This is a genomic window from Castellaniella sp. WN (assembly GCF_054457555.1).
In genome coordinates, this window is the sequence record NZ_JBTKZC010000001.1 from 2,637,651 (window position 1) to 2,663,785 (window position 26,135).

Here is a 26,135-nt window from a genome sequence, read left to right on the forward strand (position 1 = left end):
TTCAATAGCGGTAGTGGTCGGGCTTGAACGGGCCCGCGGCCGGCACGCCGATGTAGTCGGCCTGCTTCTGAGTCAACTGCGTCAGGCGCACGCCGAGCTTCTTCAGGTGCAGGCGGGCGACCTTTTCATCCAGGTGCTTGGGCAGCACGTAGACCTGGCCGGTCCCGTACTGGCCGCCGCGCGTGAACAGCTCGATCTGGGCGATGGTCTGGTTGGTGAAGGACGCCGACATCACGAAGGACGGATGGCCGGTGGCGCAGCCCAGGTTCACCAGGCGGCCCTTGGCGAGCAGGATGACGCGCTTGCCGTCCGGGAAGATGATGTGGTCGACCTGCGGCTTGATTTCCTCCCATGGCAGGTCTTCCACCGAAGCGACATTGATCTCGCTGTCGAAGTGGCCGATGTTGCAGACGATGGCCTGGTCCTTCATGCGGTACAGGTGGTCACGGTCGATGACATGGTAGTTGCCGGTGGCCGTGACGAAGATGTCCGCCTGCTCGACCACGTCCGCGTCGTTCAGGTCCACGACCCGGTAGCCTTCCATCGAGGCCTGCAGCGCGCAGATGGGATCGACTTCCGTCACCCACACCTGGGCGCGCAGGGCGGCCAGTGCCTGGGCGCAGCCCTTGCCCACGTCGCCGAAACCGCAGACCACGGCGACTTTGCCCGCGACCATCACGTCGGTGGCGCGCTTGATGCCGTCCACCAGGGATTCGCGGCAGCCGTACAGGTTGTCGAACTTGGACTTGGTGACCGAATCGTTGACGTTGATGGCGGGAATCTTCAGTTCGCCGCGCTGGGACATCTGGTACAGGCGATGCACGCCGGTGGTGGTTTCCTCGGTCACGCCCCGGATCCGCGCCAGGCGGGTGGAATACCACTTCGGATCGCGGGCCAGCTGCGCCTTGATGGCGGCGAACAGCACGCGCTCTTCTTCGTTGGCCGGATTGGCGATCACGGAAGCGTCGTTCTCGGCGTTCGCGCCCAGATGCAGCAGCAGCGTGGCGTCGCCGCCATCGTCCAGGATCATGTTGGCCTGCTCGCCCGGCCAGTCGAAGATGCGGTGCGTGTACCGCCAGTAGTCCTCCAGGGACTCGCCCTTGACGGCGAACACCGGCGTGCCGCCCGCGGCGATGGCGGCGGCGGCGTGGTCCTGGGTGGAGAAGATGTTGCACGAGGCCCAGCGGACTTCCGCGCCCAGGGCCTTCAGGGTCTCGATCAGCACCGCCGTCTGGATGGTCATGTGCAGGCTGCCGGCGATGCGCGCGCCCTTCAGGGGCTGCGAGGCGGCGAATTCTTCCCGCGTGGCCATCAGGCCGGGCATTTCAGTTTCGGCGATGGCGATTTCGCGACGGCCCCAGTCGGCCAGGGCGATGTCGGCGATGACGTAGTCGTGTGCAGTGCTCATGGTGGTCCTGTAGAGCCTGCGCCGGCGGGGAGCGGAACGGCTGCGCCCCGCCCACCCCGCCCGCGCAGGACGGCGATGGGCGCCGTTTGAAAAAGGAATCCCGAGCCTGGCGGCGCGCGCGGGATCCATCGGACCCCGTCGCCGCGCCGGTGCAGCGCCCCTCGGGCAAGCGGGAATTATAACGTGCGCGCTCCGGCGGAGTTCAGGATGCGGTGTCCGCGGGGAGCCTGGCCGCCATCAGGAAGGCGTCGGAGATGCAGGCATTCTCGCCGAGCCCCTGGGCGATGAACGCCGGCACCGCCGCTTCGACCATTCTGACCGAGCCGCACAGATAGACTTCATAGCCGCTCAGGTCCGGGAAATCGGCCAGCATGGCCTCGTGAACCAGGCCGGTGCGTCCCGTCCAGGCATCGCCCTCGACGGATTCCGAGAGCACCGGCACCACGGTGAAGTTGGCGTGCTCGCGCTGCCACCGCTCGCAGAGTCCGAGCATGTACAGGTCCGCGCGCCGGCGCACGCCCCAGTACAGGCGCATGGGACGCGACACGCCGCGCGCAAAGGCGTCCTCCACGATGCTCTTGACCGGAGCGAAGCCGGTGGCGCCCGCCACGAAAAGAATGGGCTGCGGGCTCTCGCGCAGCGTGAACTGTCCCAGCGGTCCCTCGAAGCGCACGACATCGCCGACCCGCATGCCCTGGAACACGTGGGTCGTGAAGCGCCCCCCGGGAACGAGGCGGACGTGCAGCTCGATCAGCGCGTCGCCGCGCGGCGGGTTCGCGAACGAGAAGGCGCGCCGCTGGCCATCCTCGAGCACGATGTTGATGTACTGGCCCGCCTTGAAATCCAGGATCGCGTCGTCGGACGGCCGCAGGACGAGAAGCATCACGTCGCCGGACAGCGGCTCGAGGCGGACCACGGCGGCGGTGTATTCCCGCACGGCGAGGGCCGCGCCACCGGTGAATCCCTCGACCTCGACGACCATGTCGCCGAGCGGCACGGCGCAGCACATCAGGGCCATGCCCCGGGCCTTCTGGTCGCCGGTCAGCGCACCGGGACTGCAAGGCCGGTGATCATAGGCGCCCCGCCGCACGGTGCAGACGCACAGGCCGCAGGCGCCGTTGCGGCATTCGAAGGGCAGGCCCAGGCCCTCGCGCAGGCCCGCGTCGAGGATGGTCTCGCCCTCGCGCGCCTGGAACCGTGCGCTCGCGCCGTCCTCGCCGTGCACCACGAGCCGCGCCAGCCGCCGCTCGCCGCGCCGGAACCGCGGCGGCCACCAGGGCATCAACGCGAGCAGCACCGAGCCGCCGACCACCAGGGCCCACACCCAGCTCATCGGCCATTGCGTCATCAGCGGGAAAATCGCCATGTAGAACCAGTCGAGCTCCACCCGGACGACCGCCCTGGACAGGTCGCTGACGCCGCCCTGGCTATGCACGGGCGCGACGATCGCGAGCGCCAGCAGAGTCGCGGCCAAGCCTCCGACGATGGGACGCGGCGGCGTCGTGCGCGCCTTCGGCACCCTCTGGGCATGGATCGACATGACCATCAGCACCACCAGCGGCAGACCCACGTGCATGAAGGACAGCAGGGTGAAGAAGCGGTTGCCGACGTGCCCGGAGTAGAGGAAATTGCGCATCAGCGCGCCATCGAAGATCGGCAGCCAGTCGAGCCATTCGAAGGCGGTCACGGTCACGTACTGCGCCAGCTGGTCCCAGGGGAGCATGTAGCCGTTGATGCCCGTGGCATAGACCATCCAGATCAGCATCACCCCCGTCAGCCACGAAAACCAGCGGAACCCGCGGAACCGGTCGAAGGCGAAGTAGCGCAGCATGTGCAGCGCCATGGTGAGCACCATCGCATCCGAAGCGTAGCGGTGCACGCTGCGCAGGATGCCGCCCAGCCACCATTGCGCCGTGCTCAGCGCCATCACCGAATTGTACGCGTCGGGGATTCCGGTCTCGAAGAATGCATAGAGGTACAGGCCGCTGCCCCCCACCACCCAGAACAGGAAAAAAGTGATGGCGCCCAGGTGATAGAAGGGATTGACGCGGTCGCCGAACGCGGCGTTGAACAGCCCCTCGACGGACAGGAAGAGCCACTGCAGCGCGCCCTGGATTCTTTTGATCATTGGATTCCCTTCGGACGCACCACCGGCCGGCGGATGGCGCGGATCGCCACCACCACGAACAGCAGCCCCCCGATGATGGCGACGAGCCCGCCCAGGCCCATCATGCCCATGCCGATCACCTCTCCCGTGCCGCGCAGCACCTGCTCGGCGCCCGCCACCTTGCGCTGCACCCCATAGCCGCCGGACCAGACCAGTCCGATGATGTGGATGAGCTGCCCCACCCCATAGAGCCATGGCTGCCAGGTGGCCATGCGGCCATGCGGCGCCTGGTAGCCCAGCGCGGGCAGGACGCGGTAGACCACGCCCATGAACGCCAGCGTCACGCCGACGATGCAGCCGTGGTAATGGGCCGGGATGCGCACATTGCTGCCGGCGATGAAAATACCGATCACGCCGCCCGCCGCGAACACCAGCACGGAGGACAGGAGCGCCGCGCGCAGCGGCCGCTGCTCGGGAGCGTCCAGCCGGGCCGCGAGCACGCCGTAGACCACCGACAGGCCGACCGGCAGGATGGCGGGGCCGCCGCCCAGGCGCATGGCCCAGGTGAGCAGGTCGCGATGTTCAACGGATGCCACATGATGGGCGAGATAGGCATAGGGCGTGACGAAGACCCCCGCCAGCGCCAGGGAGAACATCATGACCGTGACGCGCGGCGTCAGCGCGGAACGCGCTCCGCAGGCGCTGGCCAGCCACAGCCAGGCCACCAGCATCAGCAGAGTCCAGGTGAACTGCAGGGCATGCCCGCCGCCCCAGAACAGGACCTCGTAGTAGGCCTTGCCATGCAACGCGGTGGGCAGCACGGCCCAGGACCAGGCGAAGCTCAGCACGCCGACGGCCGCGGCGACGGCGGCCGCGCCCAGGCCGAAACCCAGCGCGCCGCGCCCGTCATACCGCATGCCCAGCCGGGGCGCCGCCAGCAGGCTGCGCAGCACCAGCAGCGCCGCGCCCAGGCCGAACATCGACAGGCCCGCCAGGAAAAGCCGCGATTCGAGCACCGGAATATAGTTCGCCATGACAGGCTCACCCGGGTCCAGGAAGGGGGCCAGCGCCATGGCGAGCGTACCGGCGGCGGTGATCCACAGCCCCGGCCGGGCCATCCATTGCGCGCGCGCGGTGCCATACAGACTCCAGAGCAGGCCGGCCATGGCGACGAACCAGACCAGCACCGACAGGTCCACGTGCAGCACCAGGGAAATCCTGAAGAAATCGGCGGCCGGCAGCCACTGGTTCACGACCGGGGTGCGCGAAGCCACCAGCAGCACGGAGAAAACGCCCGATCCGATCAAGGCAGCCAGCCCGAGGCCGAGCCAGGCGCGCCCCAGCGCGAGGCGCGCATCCCCGAAGACGTCCAGCTGATAGTCCGCGCCCAGGCGCGCCGGAGGCGGCGGAGAGGCCGGACCACCCCGCGGACCCGGCACGTGGCAAGGATTCGCGCTCATGTTCATTGCAGGACGATGCCTCCCTGGTCCGCATTGAAATCGATCACCAGCACCTGGGCCGGTGCAAGAGAAACCGTGGCTTCACGCCGGTGGGTAAACCCCTGGACCGCCTGGCTGTCCTTGAAGCGCACGGCGATCCGGTGCTCGCCCGCCGGAACATCCAGGCGCCGGTACAGGGTGGAGGCGCCGTCGCGCGACAGCCCGGAAGGGGCGGCGACGTGGCTGAGGACCGGCCTGCCGTCCAGATCCACCTCGATGCTCACCGGCGAACGTTCCCGCTCGCATTTCATGGCCTTGCGCATGTTGGGCGCCAGCCGGGCCAGTTCCTCGGCGGTATAGGGCCGGCAATCGGCCAGCCGCGCGCCGTGGTGCATGAAGCTGACCTTGATCTGCGCCATGCCGGGAGGCAGGGGATGGTAGGCGGGCCAGCGCGAAAAAACGCCGATCGCCACGGCGAAACAACCGTACAGCAGGGCCTGGCCCGTCCAGCCGAACATGCGTCTCATCATCTCTCCTCGGGGGCGGAAAGCCTCGGGCGCGGATCCGCGATCCGGATGCCGGGCCGACGCCCGCCATCCCGCTCGGACGGAAGCACGTCAGGCGACGCCGCGCGCCCTTTCCCTCTTCTTGCTCGAAATTTTCCTGTTCGCACGCCATTCGTGGACGAAAAAGGCCATCATCAGAATGAAAAAGGTCGCGCCCCCGGCAATCTGGATCGGCAAGGTGTAATCGACCCGATAGGCGCCGGTCTCGGGATCGACCACCGTGCAGAGGATGCGGATGCGGTCCATCAGATTGTCGAGCGTGGAATTCGCCGGACTCATGGGCAGCCCGGCGAGCAGCATCTTCAATGGCTCGCCCAGCTCGCCCGCCGCGACGTCCTCGCCGTATATCTGGCGCACGATGCGCCCGTCGGCATCGAGGACGGAGACCTGGAGCACATGGTCGAACCCCGCCGGCGTAGCGACATAGTCGAAGCCGAAATCCGCCGTCAGCGCCGGCACGATGGCCGCCGGCGGACTCAGGAAGTTCCAGTTGGGCGCCGTGATCCCGTACTGCGCGGCAAACGCCTTGAGCGCCCGCGGCGAATCCGCGGGCTGGTTGAAGCCGATGCTGACGACGCCGAACTGGCTGACGCCCACGCTCTTTTGCAGAGACTCGACGGCCTCCTGCAGCGAACGGGTGGTGGCGGGACAGATCTGGAAGCAGCCGGTGTAGATGAAGCTCACCAGCAAAGGCTTGCCCCGGAAAGAGGAAAGGGCCACCGGGCGGCCCTGGCGATCCAGCAGGATGTGCTCGCCGATCCGCCGCCCGACCGCCGCCTGGCTGGAACGCAGGGCCCGGGCGGAATCCAGCCCGGGAGTTCCAGCCACATCGGCACGGCCCGGGACCGGCATCATCGACGACGCCAGCCCCAGGCCGCATATCACGGCTCCACGCCACAGGCGGGAGAGAATCGACGAACCGGACGCCACCATCTGCCCCAATGTCGCGCGCCCCTCAGCTCAGGCCCCACAATTGGCTGAGATACTTCCAGTTGATGAAGTAGTACAGTACGAAAGCCAGGAGGAAGACCATGGCGAGCACGAAGGTGCCGGGCGCGACGAACCCCGCCGATCCGTAGGTCTGGACCGCCGCCGTCGGCGCGGCGCGCGGGACCGGCGTGAAATGAGGGCTCACCACGCCGGCATCGAGTTTCTTGCCGAACAGCAGGGAACCGATCACGAGATAGACGAAGAGCGCGCCGCCGATGATGGCCACGACCCCGCCGATTCCCACCAGTCCCATCATCAGGTAGGCCGAGCCCGGCCATTCGTAGGCCAGGGCATGGCCGCTGAAGGCCATGTCCCAGTGGCGACGGGACACGCCCAGCGTGCCGGCGCCCATCATCACGAGGCAGAAAAAGTACATCGCGAAGCCGAAGAGGTAGGGCTGTATCCTCGCCAGGTCGGGCGAAATGATCTCGCGCCTGAACAGCACCGGAATCAGGAAATAGGTCAGGCCCATGAAGGTCAGCGTGGACCCGACGACGACGGTCGCGTGAAAGTGGCCAGGCACGTAGATGGTGTTGTGGATCAGCAGGTTGAGCTGCTCGGTGCCCATCATCACCCCGGAAATGCCGCCCAGGAAGCCGAAGCCGACCAGCGAGATGAACACGCTGGAGAACATGGGATTGCCCCAGGGCGCCTTGCGCAGCCACTCGAACAGGCCCTTGTTGAAGCCCTTGGCGCGCTGCGCGACTTCCATGGCGCCGGGAATCGACAAGGCATGGATCATCGAGGCCAGCACGGCGAAATACATGAAGTAGCTGGTATTGACGATCTTCCATTCGGTGCTGACGCCCGGATCGGCCAGGATGTGGTGGGCGCTGGCGAGCTGCAGAAACAGGATGTACAGCAGGAAGGCGCCGCGGCTGACGCGCTCGGACATGGGCTTGGCGCCGAAGGCGATCGCCGCCACGGCATACCAGATCGAAATGTGGGCCGCCACGTTGATCTGCTGGGACGAATGGCCCAGCGCCCACCAGATCACCCGGTACACCAGCGGATCCACGTTCTTCAGGACGCCGATGGACATGAAGAAAGTCGGGATCAGGATGATGGCGCCGGAAAGCAGCGTGAAGACCGCGATGATCGCCGCCGTCATCGCGCCGAACGTCACCAGGGGAACCGAACCTTCGTAGGTCTTTTCCCGCTTGGCGACGGCCATCGTGCCGAAGAACACACCGCAGGCGATCAGCGCGCCGACCGCGAACACGATCAGGCCGAGATAGAACGACCAATGGGCCATCATGGGCACATAGGAAGTCATCATCACGCTGGAATCGCCCCGGAACACGGCAATGTTGTTGACCACGGCGCCAACGAGCATGAGCGCATAGGCGAGCCAGGCGAGCCGGGGAGTGGCGATGCGGCAGCGCAACAGGGTCGATGCGGCGAAGTACATCACCGCGACCTCGAAGAAGAGCATCCAGTAGATCAGCATGTCGAGGCCATGCGCCGTGAGCACCATGTAGAAGGTGTCGGCCGGCAGCCAGTGCACGGCGGGCCAGCGGGTGAGCACCACGCCGATGGCCAGCAGCCCCCCGACGAGCAGCGCCACGATGGCCGTGACGGCATTGATCCTGATGAGCTTTTCGGCTTGGTCCTCGAACTGCAGTCCCGAGCGCGGACACGTGCGATAAGTGGTATGGGTGGCCATGTCGATCCCCGCTTTACTTGACGTACAGGCGGCTCACCATCTCATGGTGGCCGATGCCGCAATACTCGTTGCACACGATGGAAAAGGTGCCCGACTCGTTCGGCGTGACCTTGATCACGTGCTCATAGCCCGGCACCACCTGGATGTTCATGTTCACGGGCTGCAGGGAAAAGCCGTGGTTGTAGTCCATCGCGGTCAGGTGGAGCTTGTAGGTCTTGCCCTTTTCAAGTTCCAGGATCGGCCACCAGCTCCAGAGGCGGGCGATCAGGTAGACGTCGGACCCTTCGGGCGGCGCCACCACGGGGATCTTCTGTTCGGTTTCGGTGCGGACCGTCCACTTGTCCACGAAGGCCTGCGTCTGGGCCATGAACTTCGCGGGATTGGTCTTGTAGGTCTCGGTCGCCAGGTTCTGCTTGCCGTAGACGTGCCAGAACACCATCATGAAGAACATGATCATGCACCAAATGAAGGCAATGACGATCCAGGTGATTTCCAGGCGGTCGAGTGGGTGCTTCCACCACAGCCGCTCCGACGGGGGGAGGATTGCGCTCATGGTGCTTCCTTATCTGGCTGCGGGAATGGTCAGGATGTCGATGAAACCCCAGAGGTTGTAAACAACCATGGGGATGATCACACCCAGAAACAGCAATAAAAAGGGGCTGTCCAGCAACTGCTGGATGAGCGGCACTTTTTCGTCCTCGTCATCATGGTGATCCATGCCTGTCTCCTCTCGTGGCAACCTCCGGGGGCTTTTCTTATCGCTGATAAGGTTGAAAGCCCGGCAAACACTTATTCCGGAGTGATGTGATTGTCCAGACCCGAAGTGGCCGACGCCATGATGCAAATCAATTTCCCGAAATGATTCTCCGGCCGCGCCCGAACCGCCCGCCGGACCACCACCAAAGAGGATGAAAATGCCCGGCGTCCCGGCTCACGCCGGCGCGCCCAGGGCATGGAACAGACGCGCGGCATCCAGCAGCAGCCGCGAGCGGATTTCCAGGGCGTCCAGTTCCGCCAGATCGGCCTGGCGGCCGGCCGCGCGGGCGGCCGACGGCGGCACCGCGCCCAGGGCCGCGCGCCGCGCCGCGTCGGCGGCGGCACCCCGGGCCGCCCCGGCGGCGGCATCCCCGGCGGCTTGCGCGGCGCCCGCCTGCTCCAGCGAGGCCAGCGCATCGGCCACTTCGCGGAAGGCGGCCAGCACCGTGCTCCGGTAATCGTCCTCGGCCGCCGCATAGGCCCGCAGGCCGGCGCGCCGTTGCGCCCGCAGGGCGCCGCCGTGGAACAGCGGCGCCGTCAGGCCGCCCGCCAGGCTCCACAAGGCACCGGCGGGCGACAACGCCGACGGCCAGTCGTAGCCGCCGCGCCCCATGGCCGCCGTCAGCGTCAGGCTGGGAAACAGGTCGGCGCTCGCCGCGCCCGCGTCGTGGGCGGCCGCGCGCAGGGCGGCCGCCGCCGCCTGGACATCGGGCCGCGCGGACAGCAGCGCGGACGGCACCAGGACGGGGATGCGCGCGGGCAAGGCCAGCCGCTCGAACGGGATGGCCCCGGGCGCCTGGTCGGGGGGGCGTCCGAGCAGCACGGCCAGGGCATGCCGGATCGCCAGCGCCTGTGCCCGCAAGCCCGGGATCTGCGCCGCCACGGCCTCGGCCTGGCGACGAGCGTCGAGGACGTCGGCGCGCGACGCGGCGCCCAGGGCCCGCCGGCGGACGGACTCCGCCTCGTCGCACCGCAGTCCGTCGGCCACGGATTCCAGTATCCGCACACGGGCCTGCAGCGCGGACAGGGTCAGCGCGCCGGACACCACGTTCGCCGCCAGCGCCTCGCGGGCAGCGCGCCACTGGGCCGCCCGCTGTTCCACCCGGTCGGCCAGGGCGCGGTTGCGTTCGCGGATCGAGCCGAACAGATCGAAGGTGTAGCGGACCTGGGCCTGGCCGACGAAGGTATCGTAGACCGAGGTTCGGGGCAGCTCGGGCAGAGGCGGCGGCAGTTCCAGCGGCAGGCCGAGCGCGCGCTGGCGCGCGACCTGGGCGCCCAGATCGACCGACGGCAGCTCGGTGGCCCCGGACTGCGCCCGCAGGATCTCACGCGCCGCCTCCAGGCGCTCGCGCGCGGCGGCCAGGTCGGGGTTGGCCGCGCGCGCCTCGGCCACCAGCGCGTCCAGCTCGGGCGCGCCGAACCCCGTCCACCAGGACGCCTCCGGCGCCCGCGCCGCGACCAGTTCCGGGCCGCCCGCCGACACGGCGATCGGCGGCGGACCGGCCGCGTAGCGCGCCGGCCCGGGCATGGCCGGCGGTCGTCCCGAGGGCCCCGGGGCGCAGCCCGACAGGCCCAGGCCCAGCGCGGTCGCCGCCATCATCCGCCAGCCGTTCATGGCCCCTCCCTCATGGCACGCCCCGCATCCGGCTCCGACGCCTCGCCCTCGTCCCTGACCCGGAACATCAGCGCGTACAGGGCCGGCAGCACGAAGACCGTCAACACGGTGGCGCTGGTGATGCCGCCCATCAGGGCGGTCGCCATGGGGCCGAAGAAATCGCTGCGCAGCAGCGGGATCAGCGCCAGCACGGCCGCCGCCGCCGTCAGCGTGATGGGACGGAAGCGCCGCACGGTCGCATCCACGATGGCGTCGATGCGGCGACGGCCGGCCGCGATGTCCTGCTCGATCTGGTCCACCAGGATCACCGAATTGCGCATGATGATGCCGAACATGGCGATCACCCCCAGCAGGGCGACGAAACCGAACGGCTTGCCGAAGAGCAGCAGCGCCAGGACGACGCCGATCAGCCCCAGAGGTGCGGTCAGGACCACCAGCGCCACCCGGGAGAACCGCTGCAACTGGACCATCAGCAGCGTCAGCACGGCCACGACCAGGATCGGCACCTCGGCATCGATCGACGCCTGGGCCTTGGCGCTGTTCTCCACCGCGCCGCCCGCTTCGATCCGGTAGCCCACCGGCAGGCCGGCACGGATGCCCGCGAGCCGCGCGTCCACGGCCCGGGTCAGGTCGATTCCCTCGACACCCGGCGACACCTCGGCGCGCACGGTGATCGTGGGCTGCCGGTCGCGCTCCCAGACGATGGCGGGCTCCAGGCCGTCGCGCAGCCCGCCCAGCACCCCCAGGGGCACGGGGCCCCGGGGCGAGGGCAGGGACAAGTGCGCCAGAGACTCGGGGCCGTCCCGCTCGGATTCCGGCGCGCGCAGGTCGATGCGGATCAGGCGATCGCCCTCGCGGTACTGCGACACGGCCCGGCCCGACAGGGTCATGGCCAGGAAATCCGCGATGTCGCGCGAGGCGATGCCCAGCCGCTGCGCGGCCTGCTGGTCGACCTCGAAACGCGATACGCGGGCCGACGGCTCGTCCCAGTCGAACTGCGTGTTGCGGGCGCGGGGATCGGCGCGCAGCACGGCGGCGACGGCCTCCGCCGCCTGGCGCACGCGCGGGATGTCGTCGCCGCTGACACGGAACTGGACCGGAAAGCCGACGGGCGGCCCCGACTCCAGCCGCGACACCCGTCCGCGCACGGCCGGGAACCCGGTCCTCAACGCCGATTCCAGCCAGGGCTTGAGCGCTTCCCGGTCCTCGATGGACTTCGCCGTCACGACGTACTGCGCGAAATTCGGAGACGGCAGCTGCTGATCCAGCGGCAGGTAGAAGCGCGGCGCGCCGGTGCCCACGAAGCCGACCGCGCGCGCCACCTCCGCACGCCCGTTCAGCAACGCCTCCAGGCGCCTGGCCTGTTCCAGCGTCGCCTCGAACGAGGTGCTTTCGCGCAGACGCAGGTCCACCAGCAGTTCCGGCCGGGCGGAATCGGGGAAGAACTGCTGCGGCACCAGCCGGAAGCCCGCCAGGGCGGCCACGAACAGCGCCAGCGTCGCCGCGACGACGACGACGCGGCGACGCACGCAGGCATGCAGCCAGCGCCGCAGCCGGCGGTAGAAGGGCGAATCGTAGATGTCCCGCGCGGGCGCGCCGTCCGCGAGCGCGGGATGCCCGTGCGGACGCAGCACGGCGTGGCCCAGCAGCGGGATCAGGATCACGGCGGCCAGCCAGGACACCAGCAGCGAAATGGCCGACACCTGGAAGATCGACCGCGTGTATTCCCCGGTATTGGAGCGCGCCAGGGCGATCGGCAGGAAGCCCGCGACCGTGACCAGCGTGCCCGTCAGCATGGGAAACGCCGTGCTGGTGTAGGCGAAGGCAGCCGCGTCTAGCCGGTCCCAGCCCTGTTCGAGCTTCACGGCCATCATCTCGACCGCGATGATGGCGTCGTCCACCAGCAGGCCCAACGCCAGGATCAGGGTACCCAGGGACACCTTGTGCAGCCCGATCCCCATCCAGTCCATGACCAGCGCCGTCAGCGCCAGCACCACCGGAATCGAGATCACGACCACCATGCCGGTGCGCAGCCCCAGCGACACCAGGCTGACCAGCAGCACGATGGCCACGGCCTCGCCCACGGCGCGCAGGAACTCGTCGACCGAGGCCGTCACGGCGTCGGGCATGCTGGCGACCTCCTCCAGCGACAAGCCCGTCGGCAGCCGTGCCCGCAGGCCATCCACCGCGCTCCGCAGCGCCCGCCCCAGATCCACCACGTCATGCCCTTCGGCGGCCGTGACACCGATCCCCAGTACCGGCCGCCCGCCGTGCCGCATCTGCGTGGACGGCGGCTCCGCCGCACCACGCCGGATCTCGGCGACGTCGCCCAGGCGCGCCAGCCGGTCGCCGACGGGAACCAGCGTGTCGGCCAGGTCATCCAGGCTGTGGAACTGCCCCGTGGGTCGCACGTACAGCCGGTCGGACGAGGTCGTCATTACGCCAGGATCGGCCACGGCGTTGCGCGCGGCGATCGCCTGGGCGATGCGCACGGGCGTCAGGCCGGACTGCGCCATGACGGCATTGGGGATGCGGACCTCGATGCGCTCTTCCTGATCGCCGAAATAATCGACTTTGGCCACGCCCGGCACCCGCAGCAGCACGGTGCGCAGGATGTCGGCCTGATCACGCAGTTGCGCCGGCGTGTAGCCGTCGCCCGCCAGCGCGTAGATGTTGGTGTACACGTCGCCGAACTCGTCGTCGAAGAACGGCCCTGCCACCCCGGCGGGCAGCTCGGCGGCCATGTCGCCGATCTTCTTGCGCACCTGGTACCACTCTTCGGGCACTTCGTCGGCCGCCACGGCCTCGCTCATGAAATAGAAAATCGTCGACTGCCCCGGCCGCGAATAGCTGGTGGTGTAATCGCGATGCGGCATTTCCTGCAGCTTGCGCTCGATGCGGTCGGTGACCTGCTCGCGCATCTGTTCCGCCGTGGCGCCGGGCCACAGGGTCTGGACCACCATGACGCGGAAGGTGAAGGGCGGGTCCTCGGACTGCGCCAGGCGCAGGCCCGCCATCGTGCCGGCCGCCACCATGACCGCGATCAGGTAGATCACCAGCGAGCGATGCAGGATCGCCCAGCGCGACAGGTTGAACCCCCCATCCGCCGGATGGGGCGCGGACGGCCCGTTCACCGGCTGTCTCCGCCCGGCGCGGCGGCATGGGGGCGATAGGGCGTCGCCTCGACCCGCTGTCCTTCGGACACCGTATGGGCGCCCTGGGCGAGCACGACCTGTCCGGGTTCGACGCCGGACGAGATCGTCACGGTGTCGGCACCGTAGGCGGCGACCTCGACTGTCCGCGGGACCAGCGTGCCATCCGCGCCCACGACCCAGACCGCCGGCCGATCCTCCCGGTGGAACAGCGCCGTGGCAGGCAGGGTGTAGCGCGCCCCGGCGGTCTCGGGCGCCCGGAAGCGGACCGTGGCCGTCATCCCCAGGCGCAGCGCCGGGGCGGCCGAATCGAGCCGCAGCTTCACCCGGAAACCGAGGTTCGCCGGATCGGCGGCCCGGGCGATTTCCCGCACGCGGGCGGAGAGCCACATACCCGGCCGCGCCACCGGTTCGACCTCGGCCGCCTGTCCAGGCTCGACCTCCGCCACCCGGCGTTCGGGCAGATCGACGACGGCCTCCAGGCCGTCCCCCCAGGCCAGGGTATAAACAGGCTGCCCCGCCGCGACGTTCTGCCCCGTCCAGGCCTGCTCGGCGACGATCACGCCGTCGTGACCGGCGGTCAGCCGCGTGTAGCCCATCTGGTCGCGCGCATGCGCCAGGACCTGGCGGGCCTGTTCGAACTGTGCCCGCGCCTGGGCCAATTGTCCGCGCGTCCGCTCCGCCTGTGCCTGGGCGATCAGCCCCTCGCGCCCCTGGGCCTGGTCCCGTCGCCATTGCCGCTCGGCCACGTCCAGCGCCTCGCGCGCGGCCTGGTGCAGGGCCTGAGCCGACTCCAGGTTCTGGCGCCAGGGCCCGGGATCCAGTTCCGCCAGGACCTGGCCGGCGCGCACGGCGTCGCCCAGCCCCGCATGGCGCCGCAGGATCAGACCCGCCTGCCGGAACGACAGCGGCGTGGATTCGGGCGCGGCGATCACGCCCGGCGCGGTCCAGACGCCGGGATGCGCGTCCGGCCGGACCACGACCGTCGGCGCCGGACGCGGCGGCGGTTCGGCCGGCTCCCGGACGCCGCAGGCGGCCAGCGCGACGCAGGCGGTCGCCAGGGCCAGACGGTACGACGGACGTGCGAGGATGTCTTTCATGTGCGACCCAGCGAGCGGCAGACAACGGACCCGGCGCATGGCCCCCGCCCGCGCGGGCGCCGGTCGCCATGCCGACGGGCAGTTTATTTCAATGCGAACCTGGATTCAAATACATTTATGTATTTGGATGGATGCCGGACGTCCAGGCCCCACGCATGCGCGAAGCCGCGGTTTGTTTCTACAATCCGGACATCATGAAGACGAAAATCCGCCTGACCCGCGAACAGAGCCGGGAGCAGACCCGGCAGCGGCTGCTGGACGCGACGCGCGCCCTGTTCGCCGCACAGGGCTATGCCGCCACCAGCGTCGAGCAGATCGCGCTGGAGGCCGGCTACTCACGAGGCGCGTTCTACTCCAATTTCCAGGACAAGGCGGACATCTTCCTGACGCTGCTGCGGCGGGAACACGAACGCATCATGGAGAAACTGCAGGCGCTGCTGGACGAGCCCGCCCCCGAAGGCCAGGAAGGCCCGCCGTCCCCGGATCTGCTGGAATCGCGTCTGCTGGCGCGCTACGCCCGGATGCACCAGGACTCCCAGTTGCTGGCGCTGATGCTGGAAGCCCGGCTGCACGCGGCGCGGGACGCGGCCTTCGCGCCCCATTTCCGCCGTTTCCGGGAGGACCTGCTGGAAGCCGTGAGCCGCTACGCCCAGGCCTTCGCGCAACGCGCGGGACTGGTGCTGTCCATGAGCCCGGAAGACCTGGCTTTCGGCTTCATGGCGCTGTGCGACGGCTGCGCGCTGCACCGGCTGGCGGGCAGCCCGCCGGGCGACGAGGACATCGAGCGCATCCTGAGGGCCTTCATGAAGCGGATGGCGTTCGAATCCTGAGGATCCCGCCGGGCGCGGCCCGCATCAGCGCAGCATCGTGGACATGGCCGACAGGCAATTCAGAATGCGGACCACGGACTCCGTGCGGTCGGACTCGAAGGCCAGGGTCACGGCGTCCAGACGCTCCAGGGTCGGCCATTGGCAGAACAGGTCCGCCAAGCCAGGCGTCTGCGTCACGAGTTCACAACGCAGCACCGGCCCCGACAGCGGCCGAGCACTCAACGTCCGCACCTGCTCCACGGCCCGGGCGGCAGCAGCCCTGATCGCCTCGCGGGACTGCGCGGGAGTAAGCGATACACCGCTGGCATGCCCCGTCGCCTGTTTGGTCTGCACGGTCAGCGCGCCGGGGAAACGATCCCGGGTTTCCGCAATGAAGACATCATCGCCGGCCAGCAGAGCCACGGGCACACCATACTCCGCCGCCAGCGCCCCGTAGAGTCCGGCTTCGTTCAGCTCCACGCCATTGACGCTGATGCGCCGGAAGGCGAAGCTATTGATCGTATGCGCCAGAATGCCAGGGCGGCCCGCTCCGGCATGGTAACCGATCAGGAACGCCGCATCGCAGCCTTCCACACCGGCCATCATGCCCAGATTGCGCGGCTTGCCCGTGATGATCCGCACGCGCTCATCCAGGCGATCGAGCAGCAGATTGCGAAATCCGCCGTGCGAATCGTTCACCCGAACCTCCTTCGCTCCGCCGTCGAAGGCGCCGCAAATGGCTGCATCGGCCTCAGCGGTCATCCAGGCCCGAGCGCGTTCATATTCCGGATTGCCCGGGCGCACCTGCTCCGCATGCGTAACCCCGGCCACCCCTTCTATATCGACAGAGATCAGAATCTTCATGACGAGCATGTTCCTCGATAGCAATCGTTCGAATCCGCCATGCCGCCTACAACCCCAGCGGGTTGTCCTCGACGGACGAGGAGGCCGGTTCCAGCAGCCGGCGCCAGTCCGGACATTGCTCGCGCAGAGCCACGCGCATGTGACCGTCCCGGCCGGTCACGGTTTCGGCCGACCAGAGCGCGTGAATAATAGCCTGCTCGACCGATTCGGCGGCGGCGGCAAAGAGTGCGTCCATACGAGTTTCATGCAACATGGCCAACGCCGGCATGGGTGTCAGGGCCGAGAAGGGAATACGATAAGCCGTGCTGAAGGCCAGGCTGATGTCACCGCTGCCATGGCCGTACACCGAGCCAGTGCGCGCCAGACCAGCCGCTGCACGAAACGACAAGCGCCTCAGCTGACGATTGTCCAGCGGCGCGTCGGTCGCCAGAATCATGATGATGGAGCCCTTGTCCGGCTCATCCTGCAGTACCTGGCCGCGCGCCTGTTGGACGATCCGCTGCCCTAGCGGCACCCCCCCGACCGTGAGGCTGGCCTGCCTTCCGAAATTGGCTAGCACCAGGGCGCCCACCGTATGTTCCAGCCCGTCGTCCCAACGAGCCAGACGGGAGGCCGAGCCAATCCCGCCCTTGAACTGGAAGCAGGACATGCCACGCCCCGCGCCCACGCTGCCCAGGGCGAAATCAGCACTGGCGTCCGCGCATGCCTGCTCGTAATGCGCACGCCGCACGGCAAATGCCTGGATGTCGTTCAAATAGCCATCGTTGCATTCGAACACCAGTGGATTGAGCGTCGGCCAGTCCCGACCGACCCGCGGGTGCCGGTCGATCACTTGGCGCAACTGCGCCATAGCCAGTTCACCGACCGCGAAAGTGTTTGTAAGCGCGATCGGACTTTCGATTACGCCCAACTCGCGCACCTGCACCAACCCAATACTCTTGCCAAATCCATTCAGCACAGTGACAGCGGCGGGCGGGCGCTCCAAGAACGGGTCGCCCTCATGAGGATGAATCACAGTCACCCCGGTCTGCACGGCCCCCCGTGCCAGGGTGGCATGTCCGACACGCACGCCAGCCACATCGCTGATCCGGTCCCGCACGCCGGCAGGCAGCACTCCGATGCGAGGCGCTTGAAGCGCGGAAAATGCCTGTAGGTCAGATGAATTCATTGCTCGATCTTGGGGTCCAATGCATCCCGCAGGCCATCGCCCACCAGGTTGAAAGCCAGTACAGTCAGAAAAATAGCCAGCGCAGGAAAGATGGCCACATGCGGGGCCAGCAACATGTCGGCGCGAGCCTCGTTCAACATGGCGCCCCACTCGGGCGTGGGGGGCTGGGCACCCAAACCCAGGAACGACAGGCTGGCGGCCGTGATGATCGAGGTTCCGATGCGCATCGTGCCGTATACCACGATGGGCGAGATCGTGCCAGGCAGGATATGACGCATGAGGATGACAAAGTCGGAAGCGCCGACGCTACGCATGGCCTCAATGTAGGTCATGTGCTTGATCGCCAGCGTGCTGCCGCGCACCAGGCGAGCGAAGGCCGGTACGCTGAAAATGGCCACGGCGATGATGACGTTGACCATGCTCGATCCCAGCAGCGCCACCACCCCGATGGCCAACAAAATGCCCGGGAAGGCCAGCAACACATCCGACAGGCGCATCGTGATGCGATCCCACCAGCCCTCGTAGTAACCCGCCAGCAGGCCCAGGACCGTACCCACCAGCGCCCCCAAAGCCACTGACACGAAGCCAGCCACCAAGGAAATTCGGGCGCCCATCAAGATGCGGCTGAAGATGTCCCGGCCCAGGGAATCCACACCCAGCCAATGAACCGTGCTGGGCGGCCCATTCAAGACATCGTAATCGAAGAAATTTTCCGCATCGTAAGGTACGATCCAAGGCGCGATCACCGCGACCACGACCAACAGCAGGATGAATACCCCGGCCCACATGGCCAGTTTTTGCTTGCGAAACTTGCGCCAGAATTCACGCAGGGGCGTGCGCACTCGCGCATCCGGTTCCGGAAATGGCGGGGACGCGGCGGAAATGGTCTGTGTCATGGCCCTCACCTATTTGTAGCGGATCGTCGGATTGATGAAACCGTACAACACGTCAACGATCAGATTGATCAGCAGGAACTCCAGCGAGAACAGCAAGATGAGCCCCTGGATCACGGGATAATCCCGCATGTTCACCGAATCGATCAGCAGACTGCCCATGCCGGGCCAGGCGAACACGACCTCCACCACGATCGAGCCGCCCAGCAGGAAGCCGAACTGCAACCCCATCATGGTGACCACCGGAATGAGTGCGTTGCGGAAGGTATGCTTGATCACCACCACCCGCTCGGCCAGGCCTTTGGCTCGTGCCGTGCGCACGTAGTCCTCCTGCATGACCTCGATGAAGGCCGCTCGGGTGAAACGGGCCATGACCGCGGCCACGCCCGCACCCAGAGTGAAGGACGGCAGGATGTAATGCCGCCAAGTGTCGGCCCCAACCGTGGGCAGCCAGCCTAACCGCACCGAGAATACCTGGATCAGCACCATCCCCAGCGCAAACGCCGGAAAGGAAATCCCCGAGACCGCCACAGTCATACCAACGTGGTCCGGCAAGCGGTTGCGCCAAACGGCCGAAACCACTCCGATCGCCAGGCCGAAGACTACCGACCAGATCATGCTCGTGAGCGTCAGGGTCAGGGTCGGCATGAAACGCTCGCCGATCTCTTCCGCCACAGGGCGCTTGGTCCGCAAAGAATTCCCCAGGTCGCCGTGGGACAGGTGGCTGACATAGCGGACAAACTGCTGCGGCAGCGGCCGATCCAGTCCCAATTGATGGCGCACGATCTCCACAGTGGCTTGATCGGCTTCCGCTCCAGCCGCCAGCCGGGCCGGGTCCCCCGGCAGCGCATGCACGAACAGGAATACCACCGCCATGACCAGCAGCAAGGTGGGGATCATGCCCAGGAGACGTTTGATGATGTAGCTGAACATAGTGGCTCGCCGATGCACGGAGGGGCTAGTGTCCTGTCTGGCTGATTCCGATCTTTACCTTCGGCGCCTGGGCTGGCCATCGCTGCGGTTTGCGCCTTGCCTGACAAGCCCATGCATCCGAATTCAAGTGACCAAACTAACCAGACAGGACACTACCCCCCCGCCGATCAATGCTTCAGGGCAACATCCCGATACTGGAAGGATCCGTCGGGCATGACGTAGAAACCTTCGAGCGACGTGCTCTGAGCCGACAATAGCCGCCGGGTAATCAAGAACATCCAGGGGGCCTGCTCCCGGATCCGTTCTTGCACCTGGTTGTAGAGCCTGGTCTTCTCAGACGCATCCGTGGTCAACAAAGCGTCGTTGATACCCTTGTCTACCAGGGCATCGGCATAATAAGAGACATTGTTGAACACCGGCGGCCAGGCGGTACTCGCGAACAACGGCCGCAACGCCCAATCAGCCTCGCCCGTCGACGCCGACCAGGTCGCGTAGTACATGCGCACGGGCGCCGTCTTCGCGTCCTGAACCGACTGCACCCGCTGAACACGCTGGCCGGATTCCAACAGTTCGACAGATGCCTTGACACCGACCTGCGCCAATTGCTGCTGCAGGAACTGCACGACCTTGGCGGCTGTGCCATCGTTATAAGCAGACCAGAGCGACGTGCTGAAACCCTCGGGATAACCCGCCTCCTTCAGCAATTCGCGCGCCTTCTTGGGATCATAAGGCCAGGGGTCCATCTTCTCGGCGTACTGCACCCCCTGGGGCACCACGCCGGTGGAAGGAAAGGCATAACCCGCGAAAGCGACCTTGGCCAGAGCTTCCTTGTTGATGGCGTAGTTCAAGGCCTGGCGCACGCGTACATCGTCGAACGGCTTATGCTGCACGTTCAGGGCGACATAGTCTGCGACGATGGACGGGGCCGCCACTACACGCAACTTGCTGTCCTTCTCCAACAGCTTGGCCTGCTCATAAGGCAGCGGATAGGTGAACTGGGCTTCGCCCGTCTGCACCATGGCGCCCCGGGAGCTATTGTCCGTCACCGTGCGGAAAGTCAGGGAGTCGATCTTTGGATAGCCCTTCCGCCAATAATCCGCGAACTTCTTCACCTTCAAGTGAGTGGCGGGCTTCCATTCGACGAACTCGAAAGGACCAGTGCCGGTCGGGTGGAAGGTGATGTCCTTGCCCCATTTCTTCAGAGCCGTAGGTGAAATCATCATGGCCGAGGGGTGCGTCAGCGAGTTGATGAAGGCCGAAAACGGCTCCTTGAGCGTGATCCTTACAGTCGAGGGATCGACCACCTCGACCTTTTCGATTCTGTTGAACTGGTTGTAGCGCGCCAGACCGTTGGCCTTGTCCAACACCCGGTCGAGATTGACCTTGACCGCCTCGGCATCGAAGTCCGTGCCGTCATGAAACTTCACACCCTGACGCAAGGCGAAGGTGTAGACCTTGCCGTCTTCGCTGACCGTGTGGCCGGTGGCCAGCAGCGGTTGAATATTCAGATCCTTGTCGAAGGCGAACAGCCCCTCGTAGTAGCTCTTGCCCACGGCCTGGGCCAGGGTGGAATTCGTGTTGTACGGGTCCAGGGAATCCAGTGAAATCGGCACCGCGACCGTGACATCATCGCTCGCCATGGCGGGCATCCCCGCCAGCAGGCCGACACCCAGGCTCAGCGCCACGACAGTCCGCTTGAGATTGAAATGCTGCATGTGTGCTCTCCTCAATAGGCCACATCGGGTTGATGCGGCGCGACAAAATGACCGGTAGCCACCTCGATCAGGGGCTGTATCAAGGGCTCGTCCCCGACCCTACGCCGGGGACTGGGGATTTCGCCGGACAGAAGCCGCCGATCCCGCCGCCGCCGCGCGGGATCGGCGATCGGCACAGCCGCCATCAGCTTGCGGGTGTATGGATGCTGCGGATTCTCGAATACAGCGCGGCGCGGCCCCATCTCGACGATCTGGCCCAAATACATCACCGCCACTCGGTGACTGATGCGTTCGACCACGGCCATGTCGTGCGAAATGAACAGAAAGGCAAGGCCCATCTCACGCTGCAAGTCAATCATCAGATTCACGATCTGCGCCTGGATGGACACGTCCAGCGCCGATACGGACTCGTCCGCGATAATGACCTTGGGACGCAGCGCCAATGCCCGAGCGATGCAGATGCGCTGGCGCTGGCCGCCGGAGAATTCATGCGGATACCGTTGTGCTGCCCGACGCGGCAAACCAACCTTATCCAGCAGCGCCAGCATGGCGGCTTCGGCTTCCCGGGGACCCGCCAGTCGATGGATCAGCAGCGGCTCCATGATGGAATAGCCCACGGTCAACCGCGGATCGAGGGAAGCAAAGGGATCCTGGAAAATGAACTGGATGCTGCGGCGCAAAGCCTGCAGCTCCGCCCCCTTCAAAGCGCCGATGCTGCGCCCGTCGAATTCGATCTCGCCTGCCTGACTTTCCACCAAGCGCAGCAGCGAACGGCCGGTAGTGGATTTTCCGCAGCCCGACTCGCCCACCAGAGCCAGGGTTTCACCGGCATAGAGGTCGAAGCTGACCTTCTCCACGGCATGGATGCGATGCGTGACGCGGCCCAGCAACCCCGAGCGGATATCGAAACGCGTCACCAGGTCACACACCCGCAGAATGGGTGAGTCTGCCCGCTGGTCCGGTCGTGGCCCCTCCCGCGCCAGGTCCGGTGTTTCCGCCACCGGCGTGGCCTGCGGGCCGTCCGCCGTCGGCATCGACGCCGCGTCCACCAGGGGGAAATGGCGTGGATGATCGGTCCCCCGCATCGAACCCAGGCGGGGCACCGCCGCCAGCAGGGCGCGAGTATAGGGCTGCCGAGGCCGGTCGAAAACATCCTGCGCCGCCCCGGTTTCAACCCGCTCCCCGCGCAACATGACCAACACCCGGTCAGCCACCTCGGCGACCACCCCCATGTCATGAGTGATGAAAATCACCCCCATGCGCATGTCGTTCTGCAGTTCGCGGATCAGTTGCAGGATCTGGGCCTGAATAGTGACGTCCAGTGCGGTAGTCGGCTCGTCGGCGATCAACAGCACCGGCCGGCAAGCCAGGGCCATGGCGATCATCACCCGCTGGCGCATGCCGCCCGACAGCTGGTGAGGGAAGCGGCCGAGCACGGCGGCAGCGTCTGGGATACGCACCTGGTCCAGCAGGCGCCGAGCTTCCGCCAACGCCCGCCGACCATCCATGTTCTGGTGCAGGATCAGACTTTCGGCAATCTGGTTGCCCACTGTGAAAATAGGGTTGAGCGAGGTCATGGGCTCCTGAAAGATCATGGCCATGTCTGAACCCCGCACCCCGCGCAACTGTGCGATGCCGGCAGTGGCCAGGTCCAGGACCTGGCCACTGCGCCGGCGCAGCAACATTTCACCACGCAAGAGGCGCCCGCCGCTGTGGCGCAACAGCCGCATCAGCGCCAACGAGGTCACGGACTTGCCCGAGCCCGATTCACCCACGACAGCCAGGGTTTCGCCCCGGTCCACGTGGAAAGACAGATCACGCACAGCATCCACGACACATCCGGCACCCCGGAACTGGACGCTCAGGTTCGTAACACGCAGCACGCGCCCTTCTTCCAGAGGCGTGGGCGCCAGGTCGTGAGATGGATCGGAGGTCCGCATCCTACTAGCCCATTTATCGGTAGATCGACACATCGGGCTCACCACCCAAGCGCAGATAACCGCGATACATCCCTTCGGTGTTGAAGGGCATGGCAACGTGACCCTGCGCGTCGACGGCGATCAGCCCCCCCGCCCCATCCACCAAAGGCAATTTGTCATGCACCACCCGACGGGCGGCCTCCGCCAGCGAAAAGCCGCCATATTCCATCAGCGCGGAAACGTCGTAGGCAGCCACCGTGCGGATGAAAGCCTCGCCCTTGCCGGTGGAAGACACCGCGCAGGTCGCATTGTTCGCATAGCAGCCCGCACCCACTATGGGGCTGTCTCCCACGCGGCCCGGCCACTTATTGGTCATGCCGCCGGTCGATGTGGCTGCCGCCAGATTGCCGTGCGCATCCAGCGCCACGGCGCCTACCGTGCCCATCTTGCGGCTTTCATCCAGTGGTGCGACGCCGGCCGCGTCGTGATCCAGGGAGATGAATTCAACGTCTGCCCGCTGAGCCTCACGCAACTGTTCAAGACGTTGTGAAGTGGAGAAGAACGCGGGATCCACACATTCCAGTCCTTGCCCGCGTGCAAATGCCTCGGCCCCTTCGCCGACAAAGAACACATGGGGGCTGCGCTCCATCACGGCCCGGGCGGCCAGTACCGGATTACGCAGGACGCGCACGTTGGCCACCGCGCCGCAAGCCCGCGTGCGGCCATCCATGACAGCGGCATCCAGCTCATGGCGAGCGTCCCGCGTGAAAACGGCACCGTGACCCGCATTGAACAGCGGGCACTCTTCCAGCAAACGCACGGCTTCGGTCACGGCATCCAACGCCGAACCGCCCTGCGCCAGCACACGCCCCCCCTCCTGAAGCACCGCGCACAGCGCTTCTTCATAGGCTTGCCGCATATCCGGCGTAATCCGGGGCCGGGCAATGGCCCCGGCTCCTCCATGAATGACGATAACGGGTTCAGTCATGACGGGGTTTTCCATGAATCAGCCAGGGCATGACCGACTCGGCCAATTGAGCGGCTGCGACGAGGGAATGTTGGGACTGATAGGCGACCGCTGCGGACAGAGCCTCGATCAGGCCCAACACGGCAGTTTCGGAATTCGCCAGCAACTGCCGCTGGCTACAGGCGTACAGGCAGATATCGGCCAAGGGAACCAAAGGCGACGTGGGTTTGTCCGTCAGCGCCAGGACCGCGACACCCGCATGACGCGCCGCCTGAGCCAGCGTGATGGTGTCGGCCAGATAGCGTGGAAAGGCGATGGCGATCACCAGATCACCCGACTGCAAGCGCGACAACTGGCGGGCCGCGTGAGAAACGCCCCCCGGCCCGGCCAGTGATTCGACCATCCTGCAATGGAGGCTCAGGCCGCGCTGCAGCAAGCCGGCCAGAAAGCCGCTGGCACCGAACCCAATGATGAATATCCGTTCCGCCTTCAGCACGGCCCGCACCGCCTGCTCGCATTGCTCGGGGCTCAACGCCATGCGGGTACGTTCGGCGTTGCGCTCGTCCTCGTACAGGGAAGCGGCAAAGATATCGGCCGCGCTGGCCGCCTTCCCGCGCTCCAGGCGTAGACGCTCGACTGGTGCCAGAGCCTCTTCGAAACCCCGGGCCAATTCAGCACGAAACTGCGCGTAGCCGGGCAGACCCAGCGCCCGGGCGAAGCGGTTGGCGGTCGCCACGGAAACCCCGCACTGCTGGGCGAATTCGTCGATGGACATCGTGGCCACCTTGAAGGGATGGGCCAGCACATGATCGGCCATTCGGCGATGCGACGCACTCAGGGTGGGCATGACATCCTGGATACGGCTGGCAATTGTCTGTTCAGCCATGTCAGGCTCCGTGATGGGAAACAGGTGCCGGATCGAGCGATACGTTCGGTGCGTACCGGATCTGGTTCAAAGATTCCCGATGAATGAATTGGTAGTAAATTTACATTAAATATGTGATAATGAAAAAAAATTTTCACCGGGATTAACCCGGATACCGCTGACAGCGACGCAGGGATGAAGCCCATCCGATCCCGCCCCGGAAGCGCCAGGAGGACAGCATGATTCCAGATGTAGACAACGACAGCGTGGTGTATCTGAACGGCGAATACGTCCGGCTGGGCGATGCCAAGATTTCAGTCCTGGACCGCGGATTCATCTTCGGCGACGGGATCTACGAAGTCGTGCCGGCCTATGGCGGCAAGCCCTTCTTGATGGACGAGCACCTGGCCCGCCTGGAACGCAGCTTGAAGGCCGTAAGCATCGACACCGGCCTGTCCACCACCGACTGGGAACGGCTCATCCTGGACATGCTGGCACGCGCAAACCTGGATACCTGCATGGTGTATCTACAAGTCACACGAGGAGTGGCGAAGCGGGATCACGCCTATCCGAAACAATGCCGGCCCACGATCTTCTGCATGGTTTCACCGCTCAATCGGCCCGGCGCGGCGGCGCGCGAAAACGGCATGATCGCCGTCAGCATGCCCGACGAACGCTGGTCGCACTGTGAAATCAAGTCAGTTTCGCTGCTGGGAAACATCTTTGCCAAGCAATACGCACTGGACAATGGAGCGGACGAAGTGCTGCAGTTCCGCGGCAACCACCTGTCAGAAGGTTCTTCCTGCAACATCTGGATCGTGAAGAACAACGTCCTGCGGGCGCCGCAACGCAACCACCTGATCCTGGAAGGCATCCGCTACGGCTTCCTGGAAACACTGGCGGCGATCGACGGTATCCCTTTCGAGTCCCGCCCGATCTCCCGGGAGGAAGTCGCGCAGGCCGATGAAATTTTGTTGACATCCGCCACCAAGGAAATCCTGCCGATCACGCAACTGGACGGCCGTCCGGTGGGTTCAGGCCGACCCGGCCCGATCTACGCCCACCTACGCGCGGCATATGACGAGCACATCGCCCGCACCGCGCAAGGCGGTTGAACGACGGCGGGCGTCCAGGTACGCCCGCCTCCCGGGATCAGCCCGGACCCGACGCCCGGGGCGCACGAAAAGAAGACGGCCCGCCGAA

Annotated in this window: 21 protein-coding genes and 1 riboswitch; of the genes, 2 read left to right on the forward strand and 19 right to left on the reverse strand. The window is 66.3% G+C overall.

The features are described from left to right. Position 1: 1 nt before the first annotated feature. From ahcY to ACTPOE_RS12535, 11 genes are all read right to left on the reverse strand, one after another. Complete coding sequence (gene ahcY / locus ACTPOE_RS12485) at positions 2–1,408, reverse strand: adenosylhomocysteinase (RefSeq protein WP_458872460.1); 1,407 nt, start codon at positions 1,406–1,408, stop codon at positions 2–4. Positions 1,409–1,478: 70 nt separating this feature from the next. Then, positions 1,479–1,577: riboswitch (S-adenosyl-L-homocysteine riboswitch) on the reverse strand. Between the two features lie 33 nt (positions 1,578–1,610). Then, positions 1,611–3,536, reverse strand: coding sequence for a cytochrome b N-terminal domain-containing protein (locus ACTPOE_RS12490; RefSeq protein WP_458872461.1), 1,926 nt, complete (start codon positions 3,534–3,536; stop codon positions 1,611–1,613). Further along, positions 3,533–4,975, reverse strand: a complete 1,443-nt coding sequence (locus tag ACTPOE_RS12495; protein WP_458872462.1) for a cbb3-type cytochrome c oxidase subunit I — start codon at positions 4,973–4,975, stop codon at positions 3,533–3,535. The genes ACTPOE_RS12490 and ACTPOE_RS12495 overlap by 4 nt, the downstream gene beginning before the upstream one ends. 2 nt (positions 4,976–4,977) lie before the next feature. Continuing rightward, complete coding sequence (locus ACTPOE_RS12500; protein WP_458872463.1) at positions 4,978–5,472, reverse strand: hypothetical protein; 495 nt, start codon at positions 5,470–5,472, stop codon at positions 4,978–4,980. Between the two features lie 99 nt (positions 5,473–5,571). Next, positions 5,572–6,375 carry an SCO family protein gene (locus tag ACTPOE_RS12505; protein ID WP_458872464.1) on the reverse strand — a complete coding sequence of 268 codons (804 nt, stop codon included), beginning with the start codon at positions 6,373–6,375 and terminating at the stop codon, positions 5,572–5,574. 100 nt (positions 6,376–6,475) lie between these two features. Beyond that, positions 6,476–8,176, reverse strand: coding sequence for a cbb3-type cytochrome c oxidase subunit I (locus ACTPOE_RS12510; protein WP_458872465.1), 1,701 nt, complete (start codon positions 8,174–8,176; stop codon positions 6,476–6,478). 13 nt (positions 8,177–8,189) lie between these two features. Beyond that, a complete protein-coding gene (locus ACTPOE_RS12515; protein ID WP_458872466.1) occupies positions 8,190–8,729 on the reverse strand; it encodes a cytochrome C oxidase subunit II in 540 nt (179 codons plus the stop codon). A 9-nt stretch (positions 8,730–8,738) separates the two neighbouring features. After that, entirely contained in the window at positions 8,739–8,894 is a 156-nt protein-coding gene (locus tag ACTPOE_RS12520) for a hypothetical protein (protein ID WP_458872467.1), read from the reverse strand. A gap of 213 nt (positions 8,895–9,107) precedes the next feature. After that, entirely contained in the window at positions 9,108–10,547 is a 1,440-nt protein-coding gene (locus ACTPOE_RS12525) for an efflux transporter outer membrane subunit (protein ID WP_458872468.1), read from the reverse strand. Next, positions 10,544–13,681 (reverse strand): efflux RND transporter permease subunit, encoded by a 3,138-nt coding sequence (locus ACTPOE_RS12530; protein WP_458872469.1) that lies wholly within the window; start codon positions 13,679–13,681, stop codon positions 10,544–10,546. The genes ACTPOE_RS12525 and ACTPOE_RS12530 overlap by 4 nt, the downstream gene beginning before the upstream one ends. Next, entirely contained in the window at positions 13,678–14,799 is a 1,122-nt protein-coding gene (locus ACTPOE_RS12535) for an efflux RND transporter periplasmic adaptor subunit (RefSeq protein WP_458872470.1), read from the reverse strand. The genes ACTPOE_RS12530 and ACTPOE_RS12535 overlap by 4 nt, the downstream gene beginning before the upstream one ends. Before the next feature lie 194 nt (positions 14,800–14,993). On the opposite strand from ACTPOE_RS12535, the gene ACTPOE_RS12540 reads away from it, so the two are divergent. Next, complete coding sequence (locus ACTPOE_RS12540; protein ID WP_458872471.1) at positions 14,994–15,629, forward strand: TetR/AcrR family transcriptional regulator; 636 nt, start codon at positions 14,994–14,996, stop codon at positions 15,627–15,629. Positions 15,630–15,653: 24 nt separating this feature from the next. Here ACTPOE_RS12540 and ACTPOE_RS12545 read toward each other — a convergent pair whose 3' ends face one another. From ACTPOE_RS12545 to ACTPOE_RS12580, 8 genes are all read right to left on the reverse strand, one after another. Further along, positions 15,654–16,472 carry a M55 family metallopeptidase gene (locus tag ACTPOE_RS12545; protein ID WP_458872825.1) on the reverse strand — a complete coding sequence of 273 codons (819 nt, stop codon included), beginning with the start codon at positions 16,470–16,472 and terminating at the stop codon, positions 15,654–15,656. Between the two features lie 46 nt (positions 16,473–16,518). Beyond that, complete coding sequence (locus ACTPOE_RS12550; RefSeq protein WP_458872472.1) at positions 16,519–17,640, reverse strand: DmpA family aminopeptidase; 1,122 nt, start codon at positions 17,638–17,640, stop codon at positions 16,519–16,521. Beyond that, the gene (gene gsiD / locus ACTPOE_RS12555; RefSeq protein ID WP_458872473.1) at positions 17,637–18,536 is read right to left on the reverse strand and encodes a glutathione ABC transporter permease GsiD; all 900 of its coding nucleotides are present in this window, start codon (positions 18,534–18,536) and stop codon (positions 17,637–17,639) included. The genes ACTPOE_RS12550 and gsiD overlap by 4 nt, the downstream gene beginning before the upstream one ends. 9 nt (positions 18,537–18,545) lie before the next feature. Further along, complete coding sequence (gene gsiC / locus ACTPOE_RS12560; RefSeq protein ID WP_458872474.1) at positions 18,546–19,466, reverse strand: glutathione ABC transporter permease GsiC; 921 nt, start codon at positions 19,464–19,466, stop codon at positions 18,546–18,548. 167 nt (positions 19,467–19,633) lie between these two features. Next, the gene (gsiB, locus tag ACTPOE_RS12565) at positions 19,634–21,181 is read right to left on the reverse strand and encodes a glutathione ABC transporter substrate-binding protein GsiB (RefSeq protein ID WP_458872475.1); all 1,548 of its coding nucleotides are present in this window, start codon (positions 21,179–21,181) and stop codon (positions 19,634–19,636) included. 11 nt (positions 21,182–21,192) lie between these two features. Then, positions 21,193–23,121: a dipeptide ABC transporter ATP-binding protein gene (locus tag ACTPOE_RS12570; protein WP_458872826.1), complete on the reverse strand. Its 1,929-nt coding sequence runs from the start codon at positions 23,119–23,121 to the stop codon at positions 21,193–21,195. A gap of 13 nt (positions 23,122–23,134) precedes the next feature. Continuing rightward, positions 23,135–24,088: an isoaspartyl peptidase/L-asparaginase family protein gene (locus ACTPOE_RS12575; RefSeq protein WP_458872476.1), complete on the reverse strand. Its 954-nt coding sequence runs from the start codon at positions 24,086–24,088 to the stop codon at positions 23,135–23,137. Then, complete coding sequence (locus ACTPOE_RS12580; protein ID WP_458872477.1) at positions 24,081–24,953, reverse strand: MurR/RpiR family transcriptional regulator; 873 nt, start codon at positions 24,951–24,953, stop codon at positions 24,081–24,083. Before ACTPOE_RS12580 ends, ACTPOE_RS12575 begins: the two co-directional genes overlap by 8 nt. 218 nt (positions 24,954–25,171) lie before the next feature. Here ACTPOE_RS12580 and ACTPOE_RS12585 point away from each other — a divergent pair, with 218 nt between their 5' ends. Beyond that, positions 25,172–26,047 (forward strand): D-amino acid aminotransferase, encoded by an 876-nt coding sequence (locus ACTPOE_RS12585; protein ID WP_458872478.1) that lies wholly within the window; start codon positions 25,172–25,174, stop codon positions 26,045–26,047. The last annotated feature ends 88 nt before the right edge of the window (positions 26,048–26,135 follow it).